This is a genomic window from Pseudorhodoferax sp. Leaf265 (assembly GCF_001422365.1).
Classification (GTDB): Bacteria; Pseudomonadota; Gammaproteobacteria; order Burkholderiales; family Burkholderiaceae_C; genus Pseudorhodoferax.
Genome location: NZ_LMMT01000038.1, coordinates 210,926 through 230,434 on the forward strand (window position 1 = coordinate 210,926; position 19,509 = coordinate 230,434).

A 19,509-nucleotide genomic window follows, 5' to 3' on the forward strand; every position below is an offset into this window, starting at 1 on the left:
GCCTTGCCGGGCTGCCGGTACCTGCATACCCCCAAGGCGGAGCGCGCATTTGCTGGCATGCTGGTGGCCCATCTCCCCGGTACCGGTATGCGCGTCAGCCCTCGCACCTTGGCCTTCCTGGCGGCCCTTCTCGTGGCCCTGCCGGGCCCCGTCCTGGCTCAGCGGCCCACAGCCCCGGGAGACGAGGCGGTGTGCGCCGCGCAACTGGCGGACATCGAGGCGCAGATCGACGATGCGCGCGCCAGGGGGCGCATGCTGCTGCGCCGGGAGCTGGACCAGCAGCTCGCCGCCGTGCAGGCGCGCTGCAACGGCAGTCCGGCACAGGCCAGCCGGGCCGCCAGCATCGCGCGGCTGGAGCAGGAGGTCGAGGCCCTGCGCGCCGAACTCGCGCGCGCCGAGGAGCAGTTGCGCAGGCTCAGGAACACGTCGCCGTGAAGGCGCGGGCGTCCTTGCCACGGTCGCCGGTGCGTCTGCGCCGCGCAAGGCGCTGACCTGAAGTGCCACCCTTGAGTGCCGTGTTGCTGACGCCACCCTTGGCCGACTGGTCGCTGATGGCCGCGCTGGCCGTGGTCCTCGGTGCCGGCTTCGTGCGCGGCTTCGCGGGCTTCGGCTTCTCGGCCTTCAGCGTGGCCGGCCTGTCGCTGCTGGTGGCGCCCTCGGCCGTCATCCCGTCCATCTTCCTGCTGGAGATCCTGGCCAGCCTGCACATGCTGCGCGTGGGCCTGCGCGACGCCGACTGGCCCTGGCTGCGCGCGCTGGTGGCCGGCCAGGTGCTGGGCGTGCCCATGGGCGTGGCGCTGCTCGCCTGGCTGCCCGAGGCTGGGCTGCGCTTGGTGATCGGTATGCTGCTGGTGGTGGCCGTGTTGGCGCTGCGCAGTGGCGTGCGGCCGGCGCTGGAGCCCACGCCGCGCATGCGCCTGGCGGTCGGCACGCTGTCCGGCGTGGTCAACGGCGTGGCGGCCATCGGCGGCATCGTGGTGGCCGTGCTGCTCAGCACCACGCGCATGGCGCCGGCCGCGCTGCGCGCGACCATGGTGCTGATGCTGCTGTGCTCCGATGTGCTGGCCCTCGCTTTTGCGGCCGTGCTGCCGCGGGCGGGCGATGCGGGTGTGTTGGTGGGGGTGGACACCTGGCGCTGGGCCGCGTGGCTGGCGCCGGCCATGCTGGCCGGCATCTGGCTGGGCAGCCACGCGTTCACGCGGGTGTCGCCGGAGCAGTTCCGGCGCCGGCTGCTGGACCTGCTGGGTGTGCTGGCCGGGCTGGCGCTGGGCCGGGCGGTCTGGGGCCTGGTCGGCACGGTGTGACGGCCTCGCAGGGCCGGCGCTGGCGCGGATCGCCCGCGCAGGGGGCGCCGTGCACCCGCATGGCGCTTCAGTGCCCGCCCGGATGTCTCACGCCATCCGTGCGCTCGGTCGGCGACGCACGGTTGCTGCCCGGTTCATCGGGATGGTCGCCGAGCAGGCAGGCGGTCCTTCAGCGCATTGCTTTTCTCAACACCCTGTGGGCACAGGCCACCGTGTCCGCTGCATGGTCGTAGGCGTGCCGGCGTAGGTGAATCGCTGCGCATCGAAACCTGGGGGCCATGCTGGTCGCTGCGCTGTCCGCCTTCGGCCGAGCCGGCCGCCGCTTGCAAAGCCCCTTGATCGACCGGCTTGCCGGTCTCAGCTGCTGTGCGCCGTGCTGCAGATCGATGCGGCGCCAACGGCATGACACGGCTTCAGCGCAGCGCCGCCGGCCCGCGCTGCACGACGCGTCGCACCAGGTCGTCCACGATGTCCAGCATCTCGGCGCTGTTGTGCCCGGCGGCGCGGGCCACCGCCGCGTGCACGCCGGCCTGTGCGCAAGGCGCCAGCAGCGCCTGTTCCAGCGCGCACACCAGCCTGAAGCGGCCGATCAGGTCCGCGTCGCTGAGCGTGCGCACATCGGCGCTGGCGGGCGGCGCGGCACCGTCGTGTGCGGCATCAGTTGCGCTGGGCATCGGCATTGGCATCGACATCGGCATAGTTATCGACATCGACATCGACATCAGCGGGCCGGGCCCGTTGGTCGATGTCGAAGCGCATCCAGTCTGTCAGGTAGGGCAGCGTGCCCGTCTGCAGCCGGGACTGCACCATGACCACCAAAGCGTCGTGCATCAGGCGGGGAATCTTGCGATGCCGCAGGTAGCGCTGGATCAGCACCCGCCCTGCCAGTTCGGTATTGGACATGCACACACTCCTGACAAGCTCGGAGGCTCCACCCTAGCGCCGTGCGCGGCCGTGTCTGTACGGCGTCGCACATGGCATGTGTGCGGCAGCGTACGGACCAATTGGCGCCGTCGCCGCAGCATGCGGCATGGGCAGAGGAACCGTGGTTGCCGTCGAAGCCAGCAGGCGTCTGTTCGCTCTGCGGCTGGCCAACGGCAGCGCATGGGTGTTCTCGCAGCACTCCGGTGTGCCGGTGCAGCTCGGTGACCTGCTGCTGGGCTACGTGGACATCGTCGGATTCCGCCTGTTCGCGCACGGTGGCGGGTTCTGCCGTGCCTACCGGGAGGCCGGTCCGTTCAGCCAGGAGACGGCGTTGCGCTTGGTGTGTGTGCTGCAGGCGCCGGTGGGCGGGGCCTCTGGCGCTGGAAGGAAAGAAGATGTCGACCGAAGCCTATTTCCATGACGGTTCGGGCACCGTCCGGTTCTGGGTGCAGCTGGACCAGGCGCCCATCGGCGCCATGGTCCGCAAGGAAACCCTGCACTACCGCTACCACCCGCTGGTGAGCAACGACGATCCCCTCGAGACCTACCGCGACAACGCGGCGGAAATCGACAGCGCCGTGCGCCGCCGCGCGGCGGCGGGCTCGGCCGAGCCCATTTTGCTGCGCGATGCAGACCTCGCGCCGCTCCCGGGCGCCGGGACGGGACGCTAGCGTCTCACAGGCCGGCTAAGCGGCCTGCCTGCCCATTCATGTCGGGTTGCCCTTGGTCGCGTAGCGCCGGTGGTCGTTGGAGCCTGGCCGCACGGCAGGCTCGGCCGCTGGAACGTAGGGTGTCCTCATCGCGCTGTTGACGTGGGTCCTGGGCTGTACCGTGGCCGGCGGCGGTGCCTGTGGCGTGTGGCCTTTGGGTGTCGGGCTCATGCTGGTTTCCTGTGGTGGTGGTGAAGTCCGAAGCCGGCCCATCTTCGCATCATGCACTGCGGAGCATGGCCGGACTGTGCGCCGGGCAACGCAAGGGGTCTCAGAGCCGCTACACCTCGGACAGCAGCCGGTCGTATTCCTTCTTCACCACGGCATAGCATTCGCAGGAACGGCTTTCGAGGGCAGGCCGGTCCAGCACCGTGATGTGGCCGCGCGCGTAGCGGATCAGCTTGGCTTTTTGCAGCTTGAGCGCGCTTTCGGTGACGCCCTCGCGGCGCACGCCCAGCATGTTGGCGATCAGTTCCTGCGTCATCGCGATCTCGTTGCCGTCCAGCCGGTCCAGGCTCAGCAGCAGCCAGCGGCACAGCTGTTGGTCGACGCTGTGGTGGCGGTTGCAGGCGGCCGTCTGCGCCATCTGCGTGATGAGCGCCTGCACATAGCGCAGCAACAGGCTCAGCACCGGCGTCCGTGTGATGGCGTCCTTGATCGCCCGCGCCGGCAGGCGAAAGCCATGGCCTGCACTCTGCACCACGCCGCGGCTGGGCGTGGACTCGCCCCCCATGAAGAGCGAGACCCCGACCACGCCCTCGTTGCCGGTGATCGCGATCTCGGCCGACGCGCCGTTCTCCATCACGTACAACAGCGAGACGATGGCGGTGGTCGGAAAGTACACGTAGCGCTGCTGCACGCCGGATTCGTACAGCACCTGGCCCAGCGGCATCTCGATGTACTCGAGCAGGGGCTCCCACCGCGCCCGCTCATCGCCGGGAAGCGCCGCAATCAGGCGGTTGTGCCGCGGGTCGCGCACTGCGCCACGCGGTCTCGGATCGGGTTGCACGGAAGCGGTTCCTTCGGAAGTCAAGGCCGACATTGACACATCCGGATGGGCTGCGTATGTACGCTATCGAACATACACGCCTGCGGCCGGGTGTGCGAAATGTCCACACTATGTGCGCAGGCAGACAGTGAGGCCTGTGACTTGGATCAACACTGCGCGCATGAAGATTCGTGCGCCACCGCCGCGGCCCGCCGGCCAGAACCCGCCGATCGCCCGGCTCGGAGTTTCCGAACGCCGCCGCCTGTTGGCGCACTCGCGGGCTGCAGGCCTTGGCCTGCAGCTGCTATGCGGCAGGCAGGCAATGCCATGCCGATGTCCTGCCCCGCGCGGTGCAGCGTGCCACGGCCCCGGTGGCAGGGCATCCCGGATGACGAGGAGTCGACATGGTTGAGCATCTTCAAGCCTACCTCGTGTGGCGCGAGATGGAAACGAAGGCCCGCGAGGCGGCCGACAGCTTCGCGGCGGCGATCAAGGCGGGCCGGTATCCGTCCGAGGCCGAGATGGGCGAGCTGAGCCGCCTGCGGACCGCCGCCTCCGCCGCGCTGCACGACATGGTCGAGCGGGCCAAGGGGCTCCCCGAGCGGCCCGCATAGCCGGCCCTGGCGGCAAGGCACGTGCGTTGCCGCAACGGCGTGTCGGCCGACACCACCTGGCGGCATCGTGTGGCGGGCGCGGCCGTCGTTCCTGTCAGACTCGGGGGGCGACCTCCCTGGTGCCCTGGCCGCCTCCTCTATCTGAACGCACTGCCATGACGAGGTGAAGCCATGCGTTTCGATGACAGCTATGAGGCTTGGCTGGCGGCCGAGCATGCCGCCCGCGCGGCGAACGACAAGGTGTTCAGCCGCGTGCAGGGAGTCGCCGCCAGGATGAGCGAGGAGGATGCCGAGGTGCTGGCCGCACTGCGTGGCGATGCCAGCGCCAAGATGCAGCGCATGCTGGAGGCGGCCAATGACCGCCATGCCACCTAGCATCCGCAGAGCGCCATGACGGAACCGCTCCTTCTGACCACCGCACGGGTCATGACCTTCGACGGCGACCGGCTGCTGACCGGGGCCAGCGGTTTCTTCTTCGAGCGCGCAGCGCGTCTGTTCTTCGTCACGAGCCGGCACGTGCTGCAGGATGCGCCCAGCAAGCACCATCCCAACCGCATCGAGATCGAGCTGCATGTCGATGCGGTCAATCTCACGCGCTCGGCCATGTTGTCGGTCTGGCTGTTCAAGGATGGCAGGAGCCAGTGGCGCCAGGGCCTGGATTCGGGTGGCGAGATCGACGTCGCCGTGCTCGAGATCGCGCGCGCGACGCTGCCCGCGAATGCAGAGATCCGCTGTTTCACGCCCGGCCATCTGCAGGTCGAGCTGGGCCAGGTGGAGGTCGGGACGGGGCTGCTCGTGGTCGGTTTCCCGCTGGGATTCCACGACACCATGCACCACCTGCCCGTGGTGCGCCATGCCGTGATCGCCTCCGCGTTCGGTATCCGCTTCCAGGGGCAGGGCCTGTTCCTGACGGATGCCCGCACGCACCGCGGCACCAGCGGCGCGCCGGTCGTCACGCGCGACGCCACGGCCGGCGCGGCGCTGCCGTGGAAGCTGCTGGGCGTGCACTCCTCGCGCATCGACATGGGCACGCGTGACCTGGTGCTGGACGAGTCGCTCGGCCTGAACGCGGCCTGGTACGCCGCCATCCTGCTGACGTTGACGGCCTGAGGCCCGGAACGCGTTCTGCGCTTGGCGCGCGCCATCGCCGTGCGCCCAGGCCGGCCGGGATGGGAGGCTTCAGGCTGTCGCCGCGCGGCCTTCGTCCTGCACGCCAGACCCTGGGCTACAGCAAGGTCCTCATCCGTGCCGCCGCCGCATGCAGGAACGGCAGCTTCTCGCGCGCCTGGGCCAGCGACATGCGCGCCGTCGGCGCATGCACCGCAATGGCGGCCCTCGGTTTGCCCTGGCCGTCCAGCACCGGCACGGCCACCGCGATCAGCCCGGCAATGAACTCCCCCCGGTCGTCCGCATGGCCCTGGGCCGCGATCTGCGCGCATTCGGCGCGTAGCGCCTGCGCATCGCTCAGCGTCTCGGGCGTGAGCCGCTCCAGCACCAGCTGGCCGATGAGCGCGTCGCGCTCAGCCGCCGGCATCAACGCCAGGAACAGCTTGCCGCTGGCCGTGGCGTGCAGCGGCACGTGCGAGCCCACCTCCAGCGTGAGCCGCAGCGGCCAGTGCGCCTCCACCCGGTCCAGATAGAGCACGCGCGTGCCGTCCAGCGTGGTGAAGTTGCAGGTCTCGCCGACCTGCTGCACCAACTGCGCCAGCACGTCGTGGCGCAGGCCACGCGCGGCGCCGTGGTTCAGCGTGTCGAAGGCCAGCCGGCGCAGCGCAGGGCCGACCACGAAGCTGCGCTCGTCCACATCGCGCGCGAGAAAGCCACCCTCCTGCAGCTGGCCGCACAGCCGGTGCACCGTGGGCTTGGGCAGGTCCAGCCGCTCGGCCAGGCCGGCCAGCGTGAGCGCATGGCCGGCCTCGGCCACGGCCGCCAGCACGCGCAGGCTGCGGGCCGCGGACGAGTCTGGGGCGGTCGGGGCATCGGGAGCTTTCACGGCGTCATGCTCAGGGTATTCATTAAGAAACGGAACATTTCATTCCAAGAATAATCATCTTCACCGTAATTCGGAAGATATCGTTCCGGAATCAACATGTCCGAGGTGTTTGACCACATTGTCGTAGGCGCGGGTTCCGCTGGCTGCGTGCTGGCGGCGCGGCTGTCCGAGGACGCCGCCACGCGCGTGCTGCTGCTCGAGGCCGGTCCGCCCGACACCTCTCCGTGGATCCACCTGCCCATTGGCTACGGCAAGACCATGTGGAGTCCAGAGGTCAACTGGTGCTACCAGACCGACCCGGACCCGAACATGAACGGCCGGCGCATCTACTGGCCGCGCGGCAAGACGCTGGGCGGCAGCAGCTCCATCAACGGCCTGATCTACATCCGCGGCCAGCAGGAGGACTACGACCACTGGGCCGCGCTGGGCAACACCGGCTGGAGCTACGACGAAGTCTTGCCCTACTTCGTGAAGTCCGAGCGCAACCAGCGCGGAGCGATCGCGCTGCACGGTGGCGACGGGCCGCTGCGCGTGTCCGACATCGGTGCACGGCACGAACTGATCGAGGCCTTCATCGCCGGTGCCGGCGAGATCGGCGTTCCGCGCACCGACGATTTCAACGGCGCGCGCCAGGAGGGCGCTGGCTACTACCAGTTGACCACGCACCGTGGCCTGCGCGTGAGCGCTGCCAAGGCCTACCTCAAGCCCGCGCGCAACCGTTCCAACCTGCGCGTGGAGACCGGCGCCTTTGCCTCCGGCGTGCTGATGGAGGGCCGGCGCGCCGTGGGCGTGCGCTGGCGCCAGAACGGCGTGGACCGCGAAGCGCGCTGCCGCGGCGAGGTGCTGCTGGCGGCCGGCGCGCTGCAGTCGCCCCAACTGCTGCAGCTCTCGGGCATCGGTCCGGCCGCCCTGCTGGCCGAGCATGGCGTCCCCGTGGTGCACGACGCCCCCGGCGTGGGCGAGAACCTGCAGGACCATCTGCAGATCCGCCTCATCTACGAGTGCACCAAGCCCATCACCACCAACGACCAGCTGCGCAGCTGGTGGGGGCAGGCCCGGCTTGGCCTGCAGTGGTTGCTGGCGCGCAGTGGGCCGCTGGCGGTGGGCATCAACCAGGGCGGTTGCTTCCTGCGCGCACTGCGCGGGCCGGACGGCCTGCCCGTGGCGACCACGCCCGACATCCAGTTCCACGTGGCCACGCTGTCGGCTGACATGGCCGGCGGCAAGGTGCATCCGTTCTCGGGCTTCACGATGTCGGTGTGCCAGCTGCGGCCCGAGTCGCGCGGGCGCGTGCGCATCCGCTCGGCCGACCCGTTCGCGCCACCGTCGATGCAGCCCAACTACCTGGCCACCGAGCTGGACCGGCGCACCGCCGTGGCCGGCATGCAGGCGGCCCGCGCGATCGCGGCCGCGCCGTCGATGCGGCCCTACGTGCGGCGCGAGGTCAAGCCGGGCCCCGATGCCGCCGACGAGGCCGCGCTGCTGGCCTTTTGCCGCGACCACGGCGCCACCATCTTCCACCCCAGCGGCACCTGCCGCATGGGGGTGGACGAGGGGGCGGTGCTCGACCCGCGGCTGCGCGTGCGCGGCATCGATGCGCTGCGCGTGGTCGACTGCTCGGCCATGCCCACGCTGGTCTCGGGCAACACCCACGCGCCGGCGGTGATGATGGCCGAGAAGGCCGTGGACATGATCCGGGAGGACGCGCGCAGGCGGCCTTGATGGATGGCGGAGCGCGCCTGCCAGGGTACAGCGCGCAGTTCTTCAACGAGCGACGAGAAGGAGACAGACCATGGCGAAACTCACACGGCGCGGCGCCCTCGGCGGGGCCGCCTCGGCCCTGGCGGCGGCCGGTCTTGCGGCCCCCACGGTGGCTGGCGCGCAGAGCACGGTGCGCATGAAGATCCAGACGGCGGTGCCCACCTCCAGCATCTACTTCGACCTCATGAAGAAGCTGGGCGAGCGCTGCGACAAGATGTCCGGCGGCAAGATCAAGATGGAGATGCTGCCCGACGGCGCGGTGGTCAACGCCTTCGAGATGCTGGACGCGGTGGACAAGGGCGTGGTGGACGGCGGCTACTCGTGGACGCACTACTGGTCGGGCAAGAACACCGCGGCCGGCCTGTTCTCCAACCCCGCGGCCGGGGCCGGCACCGGCATGGACCAGATCTCGCACGTGGCCTGGTTGCTGCAGGGCGGCGGCATGGCGCTGTACAAGCGCTTCTACGCCGAGGTGCTCAAGCTCAACGTCGAGCCGCTCATGGTGCAGCCCATGGGGCCGGACCCGCTGGGCTGGTTCAAGGCGCCGATCAATTCGCTGGAGGACATGCGCAAGCTCAAGTACCGTGCGCCTCCGGGCCTGGTCGGCGAGATCTTCAAGGAAATGGGCATCAACGCCGTGGCCATGCCGGGCGGCGAGATCGTTCCCGCGGCGCAGCGCGGCGTGATCGACGCGGCCGAGTGGATCGGCCCGGCCGACGACCTGGCGCTGGGCTTCCACACCGTGTTCAAGCACTACTACCTGCAGGGCCTGCACCAGTCCACCGACGTCGGCGAGCTGCTCATCAACAAGCGGACCTGGGACAAGCTCGCGCCCGAGCACAAGGCCATCGTCGAGACCGCGGCCCTGGCCTGCATGACCGAGACCTACAGCTACAACGTGCAGCGCAACGCGCAGGCGTTGCAGAAGATCCAGGGCGAGTTCAAGGTGCAGGTGCACGACACGCCCAAGGACATCTTCCCGGCCTTCATCAAGGCCACCAACCTGGTCTACGACCGGGAGGCTGGCAAGAACCCCTTCTTCAAGGAGGTTCTGGAGTCGCAGCGCAGCTTCGCCAAGCTGGTCGTGCCGTACTGGAACAAGATCGTCGGCCTGTACTACAACCTGGGCATCGATTCGCCCTACAAGTGAACGGCGTGCCGCGGGGCCGCCGTGGCGGCGCTGCGGCATCCGGACGGAGGAACGGATGCAACCCATGGAACCGGGACTGCTGCGCACCGCGCGCGCGCTCGACCGCGTGGCCATCGTCTCGGGCCACCTCGTGGCCTGGATGATCGTGCCGCTGGTGCTGTCGCTGAGCTACGAGGTCGTGGCGCGCTACGCGTTCAACGCACCCACGCAGTGGGCCTACGACATGACCTTCATGCTGTACGGCAGCTTCTTCATGCTGGGCGCGGCCTATACGTTGCAGCGCAAGGGCCATGTGCGCACCGACAGCTTCTACGCCAACTGGTCGCCGCGGCGCCAGGCCAGCGTGGACCTGGCCGGCTACCTGCTCATGTTCTTCCCCTTCGTGGGCGTGCTGCTGTTCGTGGGCTGGGGTTACTTCTGGAAGGCCTTCGTCACCAACGAGACCTTCGTGAGCAGCTCCTGGCAGCCCATCACCTGGCCGTTCAAGCTCGCGCTGCCGGTGGCCGGCGCGCTGCTGATGCTGCAAGGCGTCAGCGAATGCCTCAAGTGCCTGCACACGCTGCGCACGGGTGCCTGGCCTGAAGCGGTGGCTGCGCCGGAGGTGGCGGTATGAGCGCACGCGGCGAGGGGCCCCGCAGCGCGGGGATCGACGCCAGCGCGCATGCCGCCGGCCACCGACCTCACTGCCCAAAGCATGCGCACGCCGCTGCGGAGGTGGCCGTATGAGCGACGAAGTCCTGGGCATCGTCGCGCTGCTGGTCCTGTTCGGCGCGATCTTCATCGGCTTTCCGATCTCGTTCACGCTGGGTGCGCTGTCGCTGGCCACGGGCTACATCGCGCTCGGTCCGGTGGTGTTCGACCTGGCCATCCTGCAGACCTTCTCTGTCATGCGCGACACCGTGCTGGCCTCCATCCCGTTCTTCCTGTTCATGGGCTTCCTGCTCGAACAGTCGGGCCTCATGGAGCGGCTGTTCCGCGGCATCCAGCAGCTGCTGGCCGGCGTGCGTGGCTCGCTCTACATCGCGGTCATCGTCACGGCCACGATCTTCGCGGCCGCCACCGGCATCGTGGGCTCCTCGGTCACGTTGCTGGGCGTGATGGCCGGGCCGTCCATGATCAAGAGCGGCTACGACCCCAAGCTCAGCGCGGGCGCCATCACGGCCGGCGGCACGCTGGGCATCCTGATCCCGCCCAGCGTGATGCTGATCGTGATGGGCCCGGTGGTCGGCGTGCCGGCCACCGACCTGTTCGCCGCCGCCGTGCTGCCCGGGCTGCTGCTGTCCACGCTGTTCCTGGTCTGGTGCCTGCTGCGCTGCTGGCTCAACCCGGCGCTGGGCCCGGCCCTGCCGCCCGAGCTGCGGCCGACCGCGCTGGGTCCGGTGGTCAAGGACCTGGCGCTGGGCGTGCTGCCCGTCATCGTCGTCATCATGGCCACGCTGGGCGTGATCCTGCTGGGCATCGCCACGCCCACCGACGCGGGCGCCGTGGGCTGCGCCGCCACCTTCGTGCTGACTGTGGGCTCGGGCCGCATGCGCTGGCCGCAGATCAAGAAGTCCATGCTGCAGACGCTGGAGGTGTCCTGCATGATCCTGCTGCTGGTGGTGGCCAGCAACCTGTTCGGCGCCGTGTTCGCGCGCCTGGGCAGCCCCGAGTTCATGGCCGAGTGGCTGCTGGGACTGTCGCTGCCGCCGATGGCGATGCTGGGCCTGATCCTGGGCCTCATCTTCGTGCTGGGCTGGCCGCTGGAATGGGTGCCCATCGTGTTGATCGTGGTGCCCGTGGTGCTGCCCATCGTGCAGGCCGCCGGCATCGACCTGCTGTGGTTCTGCACGCTGGTGGCCGTCACGCTGCAGACGGCCTGGCTGTCGCCACCGGTGGCGCTGTCGGCCTACTTCCTCAAGGGGGTGGTGCCGCAGTGGGAGCTCAAGCACATCTACGCCGGCATGCTGCAGTTCATGGCGCTGCAGGTGCTGGCGGTGATCATCCTGATGCTGTTCCCGGCGCTGGCGACCTGGCTGCCGCGCGTGGCGGGCTGAGGCGGCACTTCAGCGGACGCCACGGCCGGCGCCGATCAGCACCAAGTTCTCGTGGCGCGTCGCGCCCAGCACGAACCAGTCGGTGCCGACTTGCGTGTAGCCCTGGCGCGCGTAGAAGGCCAGAGCACGGTCGTTGCGCGCGTTGACCGTGAGCCACGGCGCACAGCCTGCCTCGGCGAGCGCCTGCGCCTCGATGGCCTGCAGCAGGCGTTTGCCGATGCCGCGGCCGATGAAGTGTGCCTGCACGTAGAGCGTCTGCAGCTCCACCGTGGACGGCACGCCCGCCGGGCAGGGCGCCTTGGCGCGAGCCACGGCCATGCCGACGAGCCGGTGGCCGCGCTCTGCCGCCAGCACGCTGGCGCAGGAATCGCCGAGCAAGGCGGCGAACCTGTCCACGCCGAGTGCTGACAACACGTGGTTGGCGATCTCGTCGCCGATGCCGTCCGTGGCGTAGGTGTGCAGCCAGACCTGCGTCGCCAGGACTGCCAGGCGTGCGGCGTCGTCCGGGCCGGCGCGGCGCACGACCAGCGCCGCATCCGGTTGCGCTGGCGCGCCAGGGCGCCGAGCTTCAGCCGATGCGCCGGACGTCGCCGTTGGTCGGTGTGGCGTGCTCATGGAACAGGTCTTCCAGATACTGCAGCAGTTCTCTTTTCGCGAGCCCGTCGGGCACCACGAAGTCGGCCGGCACGCGCTTGCCGTCCAGGTTGGCCGAGAAGGCCCGCCAATGCCGGCCGTCGCCGACGATGTCCACCAGCCTGCCGAAGATGCTGAAGCGGATGGACAGCATCGCTGCGCTAACCCGCGGCCAGCACCGCCAGCGCCACCGACGCGATGCGCGCGCCGGCCGAGTCGGCCCGCGAGGTCACGACCACCGGCACGCGCGCGCCCAGCACCAGGCCCGCGCAGTCGCCGCCACCCATGTAGACGAAGCTCTTGTAGAGCATGTTGCCGGCGTTGAGGTCGGGCAGCAGCAGCAGGTCGGCATCGCCCGGCACCACGCCGGCGATCTTCTTGATGCGCGCGGCCTCGGCCGAGATCACGTTGTCGAAGCCGAACGGGCCCTCGACGATGGCGCCGGGCCAGGCGCCGGCCTGGGCCTGCGCCACCAGCGCCTGCGCGTCCAGCGTGGCCGGGATGGCGGCCGTCACGGTCTCCACCGCGGCCACGATGCCGACCTTGGGCCGGGGATTGCCCAGCCGCTGCAGCAGCGCGACGGCATTGCCCAGGATGTCCTGTTTGGTGCGCAGGTCCGGCGCGATGTTGACCACGCAGTCGGCCATGGCCAGCAGCTTGGGGTAGTGCGGCAGGTCGAACAGGAACACATGGCTGACGCGGCGCTCGCCGCGCAGCCCGTTCTCCTTGTGCACCACGGCGGACATGAGCTCGTCGGTGTGCAGGGACCCCTTCATCAGCACGTCGACCTGGCCGTTGCGCGCGAGCCGGGTGGCCTCCAGCGCGGCGGCGGCGCCGATGTCGGCGGTGTCGACCTGGGCCATGCCCGACAGGTCCACGCCCGCGGCCGCGGCGGCCTGCGCGATGGCGGCACGCGGACCGACCAGCACCGGCTGGCCGATGCCGCTGGCCGCGATGCGCCGGGCCGCATCGAGCGCGAGCGCGTCGCAGGGGTAGACCAGGCCGATGCGCGGCAGGCGCGCGGCGGCCCCGGCACGGGCCCGCGCGATCAGCGCGGCGAGGCGCGGATGCGCCTCCAGTTCAGGCAGGGGCTGCACCGTCCCGCCCCCCGGACTCAGACGTAGTCCTTGTACTTGTCCAGGAAGCGCACCGGCTTGCTCAGCGCGTCGCGGCGGAACGGGTCGCCCAGCTCGCGCGTGCACATGATCTCGATCACGCAGGTCTTCTTCTCGTTCATCTGCAGGGCGATGGCCTTCTTGAGCGCGGCGCCCACCTGGGCCAGGTCGTCCACCACGATGCCCTCGGCACCCATGCTCTGCGCGATGCCCGCGAAGCTCGGGCTCTCCAGCTCGCCGGCGACGAAGCGGCGGTTGTAGAAATCCACCTGGTTCTTCTTCTCCGCGCCCCATTGCCGGTTGTGGAACACCACGGCCGTGACCGGGATGCCGTGGCGCACGGCCGTCATGATCTCGGTCATGCTCATGGCCCAGGCGCCGTCGCCCGCGTAGGCGATGGCCGGGCGGTCCGGGCAGGCCAGCTTGGCGCCGATCATGGTGGGCAGCGAGTAGCCGCAGTTGCCGAAGCTCATGGGCGCGAAGAAGCTGCGCGGCTCCTCGAAGCGCAGGTAGCTGTTCGACACGGCGTTGATGTTGCCGATGTCGGTGGACACCATCGCGCGCGGCGGCATGGCCTTTTCCAGCTCGCGCAGCACCTGGCGCGGGCTCAGGTACTGGCCGCCGTTGAAGGTCTTCTCGCCCTTGGCTTCCTCCACCATGTCCTGGCTGTACTGGTCGCGCTCCTGCGTCCAGTCGCTGAGTTCCTTCTCCCAGGCGGCCTTCTCGGCGGCGATCTTCTGTGCGCGCTCGCCCTTGGTGGCGTCGCAGGCCAGGCTCTGGCCGCCGATGCGCGCCAGCAGCGCCTTGGCCACGGCCTTGGCGTCGCCGTGGATGCCCACGTGGATCTTCTTGACCAGGCCCAGGTTGGTGTGGTCGGCCTCGACCTGGATGATTTTGGCCTCCTTGGGCCAGTAGTCCATGCCGTGCTGGGGCAGCGTGCCGAAGGGGCCCATGCGCGAGCCCAAGGCGATCACCACGTCGGCCTGGCTGATGAGCTTCATCGCCGCCTTGCTGCCCTGGTAACCGAGCGGGCCGGCCCACAGCGGGTGGCTGGCGGGGAAGCTGTCGTTGCGCAGGTAGCCGTTGCAGACCGGGGCACCCAGGCGCTCGGCGAGTGCCTTGGTCTCTTCCACCGCATCGCCCAACACCACGCCGCCGCCGGCCAGGATCACGGGGAATTTCGCGTTGGCCAGCAGTTCTGCGGCCGCTGCCATGCTCATCTCGCCGCCGGCGCCACGCTCCACGCGCATGGGCTTGGGGATCTCGCACTGGATCTCGCCGTAGAAGTAGTCGCGCGGGATGTTCAGCTGCGTCGGCGCCATCTCGCTCATGGCGCGGTCGAAGCAGCGCGCGGTGAACTCGGCCATGCGCTTGGGGTTGGTCACATGGCCCTGGTACTTGGTGAATTCCTGGAACATCGGCAGCTGGTTGGCTTCCTGGAAGCCGCCCAGGCCCATGCCCATGGTGCCGGTCTCGGGCGTGATCATGACCACCGGGCTGTGCGCCCAGTAGGCTGCGGCAATGGCCGTCACGCAGTTGCTGATGCCGGGGCCGTTCTGGCCGATCACCACCCCGTGCCGGCCGCTGGCACGCGCGTAGCCGTCGGCCATGTGGGCCGCGCCCTGCTCGTGCACCACCGGGATCAGCGTGATGCCGGCCGGCGCGAAGATGTCCATCGCGTCCATGAACGCCGAGCCCATGATGCCGAAGATGTGCCGCACGCCGTTGGCGACCATGGTTTCGACGAAGGCTTCGGAGGGCGTCATCTTCTGCACGCCGGTGGCGACGCTGCGGCCGTCGGTGGTGGTTTGGCTCATGGGAGTCTCCGGTGAAAACGGGGTGGGTCGAATTGCCGGCGGATTCTAGGAAGCCCGGCTCCGAAACGTCAACAAATTTCGAAAAATGAAACTTCTTGGTCCAAATAACGGAATATGAGAACATTCAACGCCATGCACATCGTTCCCCCTTTCCTGCCCGCCGGCGCCGCGGCCGAGCTCTCGGGCGACACCCCCACGATGCGTCTGTTCGCGCTGCTGGAGGTCATCGCCGCGCGCGACCAGCTGTTCACGCTGCAGGCCCTGGTGGACGAGACCGGCCTGCCCAAGCCCACGCTGCACCGCATGCTGCAGCAGCTCGAAGGCGCCGGGCTGCTGCAGCGCGAAGGCGACGGCCGCCACTACGGCACCGGCGTGCGGCTGCGCCGCCTGGCCGAGAACCTGCTGCTCAACGACACCTTCCACGGCGCGCGCCATGCCGTGCTGCGCCGGCTGGTGGAAGAGGTGGGCGAGAGCTGCAACATCACGGCCCTGGCGGGCGACGAGGTGGTCTACCTGGACCGCGTGGAGACCGCTGCGCCGCTGCGCTTCTACCTGGCGCCCGGCTCGCGCGTGCCGGCGCATTGCTCGGCCAGCGGAAAGCTGCTGCTGGCCCAGATGAGTCCGGCCCAGCGCCAGCGCCTGCTGGGCCATGCGCCGCTGATGGCCTACACGCCCAAGACCGTGACCGACCTGGCCGAGCTGGAAGCCGCACTCAAGGCCGTGCGCCGCGCCGGCCACGCGCTGGACGACGAGGAGTTCCTGCCCGGCCTGCTCTGCGTGGCCGTGCTGGTGCCGTCCGACACGGGCCGCTCCAACCTTTGCGTGGCCGTGCAGGCGCCCGTCATGCGGCTGCCGCGCGAGAAGGCCGAGAGCGTGCTGCCCGCGCTGCAGCGGGCAGCACGCGCACTGGCCGCCATTGAGCACGCCGTGCCGCGCCAGACCTCGGCATGAGACCACCCCCGTTTGGACTTCTCACTGCGTGTAGAAGTCCCATCCCCCCTCCAGGGGGCGCCGCCAGCGGCCTGGCAGAGCCAGTTCCGCGGCATCTGCTGGCGTGGCCTGCTCCGCGGCCCTTCGAACCGCTGCTTGCGAGCCGACTTCGTGCAATGCGGGTGACGCGCCAGCGCAATGGACAACCGAACTGCAAAAGGCCACCCATGACCGATCCCACCACCGTTCCCGATACCCAGGTCAGCGTGCGCGAGGTCTTCGGGCTGGACAGCGAGCTGCGCGTTCCCGCCTTCCGCACGCCCGATGCCCATGTGCCCGAGGTGGACCCGGCCTACCGCTTCCAGCACGACGTGACGCTGGCGCTGCTGGCCGGCTTCGCGCACAACCGGCGCGTGCTGGTGCAGGGGCTGCACGGCACCGGCAAGTCCACCCACATCGAGCAGGTGGCGGCGCGGCTGAACTGGCCCTGCCTGCGTGTCAACCTGGACGGCCACGTGGGCCGGCTCGACCTGATCGGCCGCGATGCCGTGGTGCTCAAGGACGGCAAGCAGGTCACCGAATTCCAGCCCGGCATCCTGCCCTGGGCGCTGCAGCGGCCCGTGGCTCTGGTGTTCGACGAGTACGACGCGGGCCGGCCCGACGTGATGTTCGTGATCCAGCGCGTGCTGGAGCAAGGCGGCCGGCTCACGCTGCTGGACCAGAACACCGTGCTCACGCCGCACCCGGCGTTCCGCCTGTTCGCCACCGCCAACACCGTGGGCCAGGGCAACCTCAACGGCCTGTACCACGGCGTGCAGCGGCTCAACCACGCGCAGATCGACCGCTGGAACATCGTCGCCGCGCTGGACTACCTGCATCCGGCGGAGGAGGAAGCCATCGTGCTGGCCCGCGTGCCGGCGCTGCGCGACGAGGCCGGCCGCCGGCTGGTGGCGCAGATGGTGGCGCTGGCCGGGCTCACGCGCAAAGGCTTCGCGGCGGGCGACGTGTCCACGCTGATGTCGCCGCGCACCGTGATCACCTGGGCCGAGAACCTGCAGATCTTCGGCGACGTGGCGCTGGCCTTCCGGCTCTCGTACGCCAACAAGTGCGACGAAGCCGAGCGCCCCGTCGTGGCCGAGTACTTCCAGCGCTGCCTGGACCGCGAGCTGGATCCCGCGACAGCGGCATGACCCCCCGCCACTGGCCCGAGCTGCCGCGCGCCGACGCCGAGGGCGTGCCGCCCACGCCGCCGCAGCTCGCGCGCTGGCACGAGCAGGTGGAGGAACTCAGCGCCGGCGCCATCCGCGCGCTGAGCGGCGAGGCCGACCTGCACTACCGCGGCCGGCGCCTGCACCGGGGCCACCAGCCGCTGCCGCTGTTCGGCCCGCACCTGGCGCCGGCGCTGGAGCAGGGCGACGACGCGGGCTCCTTCCGCGGCGCGGCCGACGGCATCGCGCTGCGGCTGGCGCACAGCGACGCGGCGCTGCACCGCAGCCTGTGCCCGCAGCCGCCCGTGGAGCGCCTGCTGTTCGAGCTGCTGGAGCAGCTGCGCTGCGAATCCCTGGCCGACCCCGCCATGCCCGGCGTGGCGCGCAACCTGCGCCACCGCTTCGATGCCTGGTCGCGCGCCTACCACCATGCGCGGCTCAACGAGACCACGCGCGGCATGCTGCTGTACACCGTGGCGCAGATCAGCCGCTCGCGCGTGACGGGCGAGCCGGTGATGGAAGAGACCGAAGATCTCATCGAGGGCACGCGCGCCGATCTCGTGCCGCAGCTGGGCACCGACCTGGCCGGCTTGCGCCGCCAGCGCCGCGACCAGGCCGCCTACGCGCAGCATGCGCTGGCCATCGCCCGCGCCGTGGCCGCCATGCTGGCGCACGGTGCCGAGGCGGCCGAGCAGCAGGCCGCCGAGCGCGAAGGCGAGGACGAAGACAGCGCCGCCGGCTTCCGCGTGCTGATGGACTTCGACCCGCCGGCGGGCGAGGCCGTCCGCCTGGCCCAGGCCGGCGATGCCCGTGTGCTCGAAGGCGCGTCAGAGGGCTACCGGGTCTTCACACGCGCCTACGACCGCGAGGTGGCCGCCACCGCACTGGTGCGCCCCGACGCATTGCGCGAACTGCGCGAGCGGCTGGACGCGCGCATCGCGCGCCAGGCCGTGCAGCTGCCCTGGCTGGTGCGCGCGCTGCAGGCGCTGCTGGCCCGCCCGCACACCGACGGCTGGCACGACGGCCAGGAGGAGGGCCTGCTCGACGGCCGCCGGCTGGCCCGGCTGGTGGCGCTGCCGACCGAGCGCCGGCTGTTCCGTGCCGCGCGCACGCAGCCGCTGGCCGACTGCGCCGTGACGCTGCTGCTCGACTGCTCGGCCTCGATGAAGGAGCACGCCGAGTGGACGGCCATGCTGGCCGACGTGCTGGCCCGCGCGCTGGAGCGCATTGGCGCGCGCTGCGAGGTGCTGGGCTTCACGACGGGTGCCTGGAACGGCGGCCGTGCCCAGCGCGACTGGCAGCGCGCCGGCCGCCCCGTGCAGCCCGGCCGGCTCAACGAGCTGTGCCACATCGTGTTCAAGGACGCGGCCACGCCCTGGCGCCGTGCGCGCCCCGGCATCGCCGCGCTGCTCAAGCCCGACCTGTTCCGCGAGGGTGTGGACGGCGAGGCGCTGCAGTGGGCCGCCGGCCGGCTCGCCGCGCAGGAGGCCGAGCGCCGCATTCTGCTGGTGGTGTCCGACGGCTGCCCCATGGATGGCGCCACGCGCCTGGCCAACGGCACGCACATGCTGGACCGGCATCTGCAGCAGGTGGCGCAGCGCATCGAGCAGCAGGGCCAGATCGCGTTGGTCGGCGTAGGCGTGGGGCTGGACCTGAGTCCCTACTACGCCGCCAGCCATGTGCTGGACCTGGCCCATGCAGGGGCGGGCAACGCGGTGTTCCGCGAGGTGGTGGGCGTGCTGGGCGGGCGGGTGCGGCGCTGAGGCATTCGCGTCTAGCATGCGGGTCATGCCCGATCTGCGCCAGTTGTCCCGCCAGTTCCCCCATGCCGGCCGCTTGCAGGCCATCGTGCTGCGCCCTGCGCGCGACATGCCGGCGCTGTCGGTCGCACGTGCGTTGGCAGTTGCGGACCGGGGCCTGCAGGGCGACCGCAGCGCCGCGCGGGCGTCCACGCGCCCGGGCGGCGGCAAGCGGCAGGTCACGCTGCTGCAGGCCGAGCACCTGCCTTTGCTTGCGGCCTGGACGGGGCTGGCGCACATCGCGCCCACGCTGCTGCGCCGCAACCTCGTGGTCGAAGGTTTGAACCTTGTCGCGGCGCGCACGCTGTTCGCCGACCAGCCGCTCCAACTGCACATCGGCGCGGCCGTCGTGCTGCAGCTGACCGGGCCCTGCGACCCCTGTTCGAAGATGGAGACCACGCTGGGGCCGGGCGGCTACAACGCGCTGCGTGGCCATGGCGGCATGACGGCGCGCGTGCTGCGAGGCGGGGAGATCGCGGTGGGCGATGCGGTGCGGGTGGAGCCCGCTGCTCCTGGCGCATGACCGG

General features: G+C 70.3%; 24 protein-coding genes. 15 read left to right on the forward strand and 9 right to left on the reverse strand.

Annotation, left to right across the window (positions count from 1 at the left end):
- Positions 1-87: 87 nt before the first annotated feature.
- Together ASF45_RS28075 and ASF45_RS28080 are read left to right on the forward strand one after the other, a co-directional pair.
- A complete protein-coding gene (locus ASF45_RS28075; RefSeq protein ID WP_082551341.1) occupies positions 88-435 on the forward strand; it encodes a DUF1090 family protein in 348 nt (115 codons plus the stop codon).
- A gap of 80 nt (positions 436-515) precedes the next feature.
- Positions 516-1,304, forward strand: a complete 789-nt coding sequence (locus ASF45_RS28080) for a sulfite exporter TauE/SafE family protein (RefSeq protein ID WP_235581066.1) — start codon at positions 516-518, stop codon at positions 1,302-1,304.
- Positions 1,305-1,717: 413 nt separating this feature from the next.
- Here ASF45_RS28080 and ASF45_RS28085 read toward each other — a convergent pair whose 3' ends face one another.
- Together ASF45_RS28085 and ASF45_RS28090 are read right to left on the reverse strand one after the other, a co-directional pair.
- Entirely contained in the window at positions 1,718-1,978 is a 261-nt protein-coding gene (locus tag ASF45_RS28085) for a hypothetical protein (protein ID WP_056671401.1), read from the reverse strand.
- Entirely contained in the window at positions 1,962-2,207 is a 246-nt protein-coding gene (locus tag ASF45_RS28090) for a hypothetical protein (protein ID WP_056671403.1), read from the reverse strand. Before ASF45_RS28090 ends, ASF45_RS28085 begins: the two co-directional genes overlap by 17 nt.
- Before the next feature lie 142 nt (positions 2,208-2,349).
- Here ASF45_RS28090 and ASF45_RS28095 point away from each other — a divergent pair, with 142 nt between their 5' ends.
- On the forward strand, positions 2,350-2,649 hold the full coding sequence (locus tag ASF45_RS28095) for a hypothetical protein (RefSeq protein ID WP_156473213.1): 300 nt from the start codon (positions 2,350-2,352) through the stop codon (positions 2,647-2,649).
- The gene (locus ASF45_RS28100) at positions 2,624-2,899 is read left to right on the forward strand and encodes a DUF1488 family protein (protein WP_056671406.1); all 276 of its coding nucleotides are present in this window, start codon (positions 2,624-2,626) and stop codon (positions 2,897-2,899) included. Before ASF45_RS28095 ends, ASF45_RS28100 begins: the two co-directional genes overlap by 26 nt.
- 36 nt (positions 2,900-2,935) lie before the next feature.
- On the opposite strand, the gene ASF45_RS35655 is transcribed toward ASF45_RS28100, so the two are convergent.
- Together ASF45_RS35655 and ASF45_RS28105 are read right to left on the reverse strand one after the other, a co-directional pair.
- Positions 2,936-3,109 (reverse strand): hypothetical protein, encoded by a 174-nt coding sequence (locus ASF45_RS35655; RefSeq protein ID WP_156473214.1) that lies wholly within the window; start codon positions 3,107-3,109, stop codon positions 2,936-2,938.
- A gap of 109 nt (positions 3,110-3,218) precedes the next feature.
- On the reverse strand, positions 3,219-3,947 hold the full coding sequence (locus ASF45_RS28105) for a Crp/Fnr family transcriptional regulator (RefSeq protein ID WP_235581053.1): 729 nt from the start codon (positions 3,945-3,947) through the stop codon (positions 3,219-3,221).
- Between the two features lie 383 nt (positions 3,948-4,330).
- On the opposite strand from ASF45_RS28105, the gene ASF45_RS28110 reads away from it, so the two are divergent.
- The 3 genes from ASF45_RS28110 to ASF45_RS28120 all read left to right on the forward strand — a co-directional run bounded on the left by ASF45_RS28110 (position 4,331) and on the right by ASF45_RS28120 (position 5,650).
- Positions 4,331-4,540 (forward strand): hypothetical protein, encoded by a 210-nt coding sequence (locus ASF45_RS28110; RefSeq protein WP_056671410.1) that lies wholly within the window; start codon positions 4,331-4,333, stop codon positions 4,538-4,540.
- Between the two features lie 171 nt (positions 4,541-4,711).
- A complete protein-coding gene (locus ASF45_RS28115; protein ID WP_056671413.1) occupies positions 4,712-4,915 on the forward strand; it encodes a hypothetical protein in 204 nt (67 codons plus the stop codon).
- A 15-nt stretch (positions 4,916-4,930) separates the two neighbouring features.
- Positions 4,931-5,650 carry a serine protease gene (locus tag ASF45_RS28120; protein WP_056671414.1) on the forward strand — a complete coding sequence of 240 codons (720 nt, stop codon included), beginning with the start codon at positions 4,931-4,933 and terminating at the stop codon, positions 5,648-5,650.
- Positions 5,651-5,765: 115 nt separating this feature from the next.
- On the opposite strand, the gene ASF45_RS28125 is transcribed toward ASF45_RS28120, so the two are convergent.
- On the reverse strand, positions 5,766-6,533 hold the full coding sequence (locus ASF45_RS28125; protein ID WP_056671416.1) for an IclR family transcriptional regulator: 768 nt from the start codon (positions 6,531-6,533) through the stop codon (positions 5,766-5,768).
- A gap of 96 nt (positions 6,534-6,629) precedes the next feature.
- Here ASF45_RS28125 and ASF45_RS28130 point away from each other — a divergent pair, with 96 nt between their 5' ends.
- From ASF45_RS28130 to ASF45_RS28145, 4 genes are all read left to right on the forward strand, one after another.
- Positions 6,630-8,255 carry a GMC family oxidoreductase gene (locus ASF45_RS28130; protein ID WP_056671418.1) on the forward strand — a complete coding sequence of 542 codons (1,626 nt, stop codon included), beginning with the start codon at positions 6,630-6,632 and terminating at the stop codon, positions 8,253-8,255.
- A 70-nt stretch (positions 8,256-8,325) separates the two neighbouring features.
- Entirely contained in the window at positions 8,326-9,444 is a 1,119-nt protein-coding gene (locus ASF45_RS28135) for a TRAP transporter substrate-binding protein (protein ID WP_056671420.1), read from the forward strand.
- Positions 9,445-9,508: 64 nt separating this feature from the next.
- Positions 9,509-10,057: a TRAP transporter small permease subunit gene (locus ASF45_RS28140; RefSeq protein WP_056671421.1), complete on the forward strand. Its 549-nt coding sequence runs from the start codon at positions 9,509-9,511 to the stop codon at positions 10,055-10,057.
- A 109-nt stretch (positions 10,058-10,166) separates the two neighbouring features.
- Complete coding sequence (locus tag ASF45_RS28145) at positions 10,167-11,480, forward strand: TRAP transporter large permease subunit (RefSeq protein WP_056671424.1); 1,314 nt, start codon at positions 10,167-10,169, stop codon at positions 11,478-11,480.
- A 9-nt stretch (positions 11,481-11,489) separates the two neighbouring features.
- On the opposite strand, the gene ASF45_RS28150 is transcribed toward ASF45_RS28145, so the two are convergent.
- Genes ASF45_RS28150 through xsc form a run of 4 tightly spaced genes read right to left on the reverse strand, consistent with a single transcriptional unit; the run spans position 11,490 to position 15,045 of the window.
- Positions 11,490-12,002 carry a GNAT family N-acetyltransferase gene (locus ASF45_RS28150; protein ID WP_056671426.1) on the reverse strand — a complete coding sequence of 171 codons (513 nt, stop codon included), beginning with the start codon at positions 12,000-12,002 and terminating at the stop codon, positions 11,490-11,492.
- Between the two features lie 46 nt (positions 12,003-12,048).
- Positions 12,049-12,267, reverse strand: a complete 219-nt coding sequence (locus tag ASF45_RS28155; RefSeq protein ID WP_056671428.1) for a hypothetical protein — start codon at positions 12,265-12,267, stop codon at positions 12,049-12,051.
- Between the two features lie 7 nt (positions 12,268-12,274).
- Positions 12,275-13,210 (reverse strand): bifunctional enoyl-CoA hydratase/phosphate acetyltransferase, encoded by a 936-nt coding sequence (locus ASF45_RS28160; RefSeq protein WP_235581054.1) that lies wholly within the window; start codon positions 13,208-13,210, stop codon positions 12,275-12,277.
- Between the two features lie 17 nt (positions 13,211-13,227).
- Positions 13,228-15,045 (reverse strand): sulfoacetaldehyde acetyltransferase, encoded by a 1,818-nt coding sequence (gene xsc / locus ASF45_RS28165; protein WP_056671429.1) that lies wholly within the window; start codon positions 15,043-15,045, stop codon positions 13,228-13,230.
- A 132-nt stretch (positions 15,046-15,177) separates the two neighbouring features.
- On the opposite strand from xsc, the gene ASF45_RS28170 reads away from it, so the two are divergent.
- From ASF45_RS28170 to ASF45_RS28185, 4 genes are all read left to right on the forward strand, one after another.
- The gene (locus ASF45_RS28170) at positions 15,178-15,996 is read left to right on the forward strand and encodes an IclR family transcriptional regulator (protein WP_056671431.1); all 819 of its coding nucleotides are present in this window, start codon (positions 15,178-15,180) and stop codon (positions 15,994-15,996) included.
- Positions 15,997-16,202: 206 nt separating this feature from the next.
- The gene (locus ASF45_RS28175; protein WP_056671433.1) at positions 16,203-17,165 is read left to right on the forward strand and encodes an AAA family ATPase; all 963 of its coding nucleotides are present in this window, start codon (positions 16,203-16,205) and stop codon (positions 17,163-17,165) included.
- Positions 17,162-18,946 (forward strand): cobalt chelatase, encoded by a 1,785-nt coding sequence (locus ASF45_RS28180; protein ID WP_082551324.1) that lies wholly within the window; start codon positions 17,162-17,164, stop codon positions 18,944-18,946. The genes ASF45_RS28175 and ASF45_RS28180 overlap by 4 nt, the downstream gene beginning before the upstream one ends.
- Before the next feature lie 25 nt (positions 18,947-18,971).
- Positions 18,972-19,505: an MOSC domain-containing protein gene (locus ASF45_RS28185; protein ID WP_056671434.1), complete on the forward strand. Its 534-nt coding sequence runs from the start codon at positions 18,972-18,974 to the stop codon at positions 19,503-19,505.
- Positions 19,506-19,509: the final 4 nt, after the last annotated feature.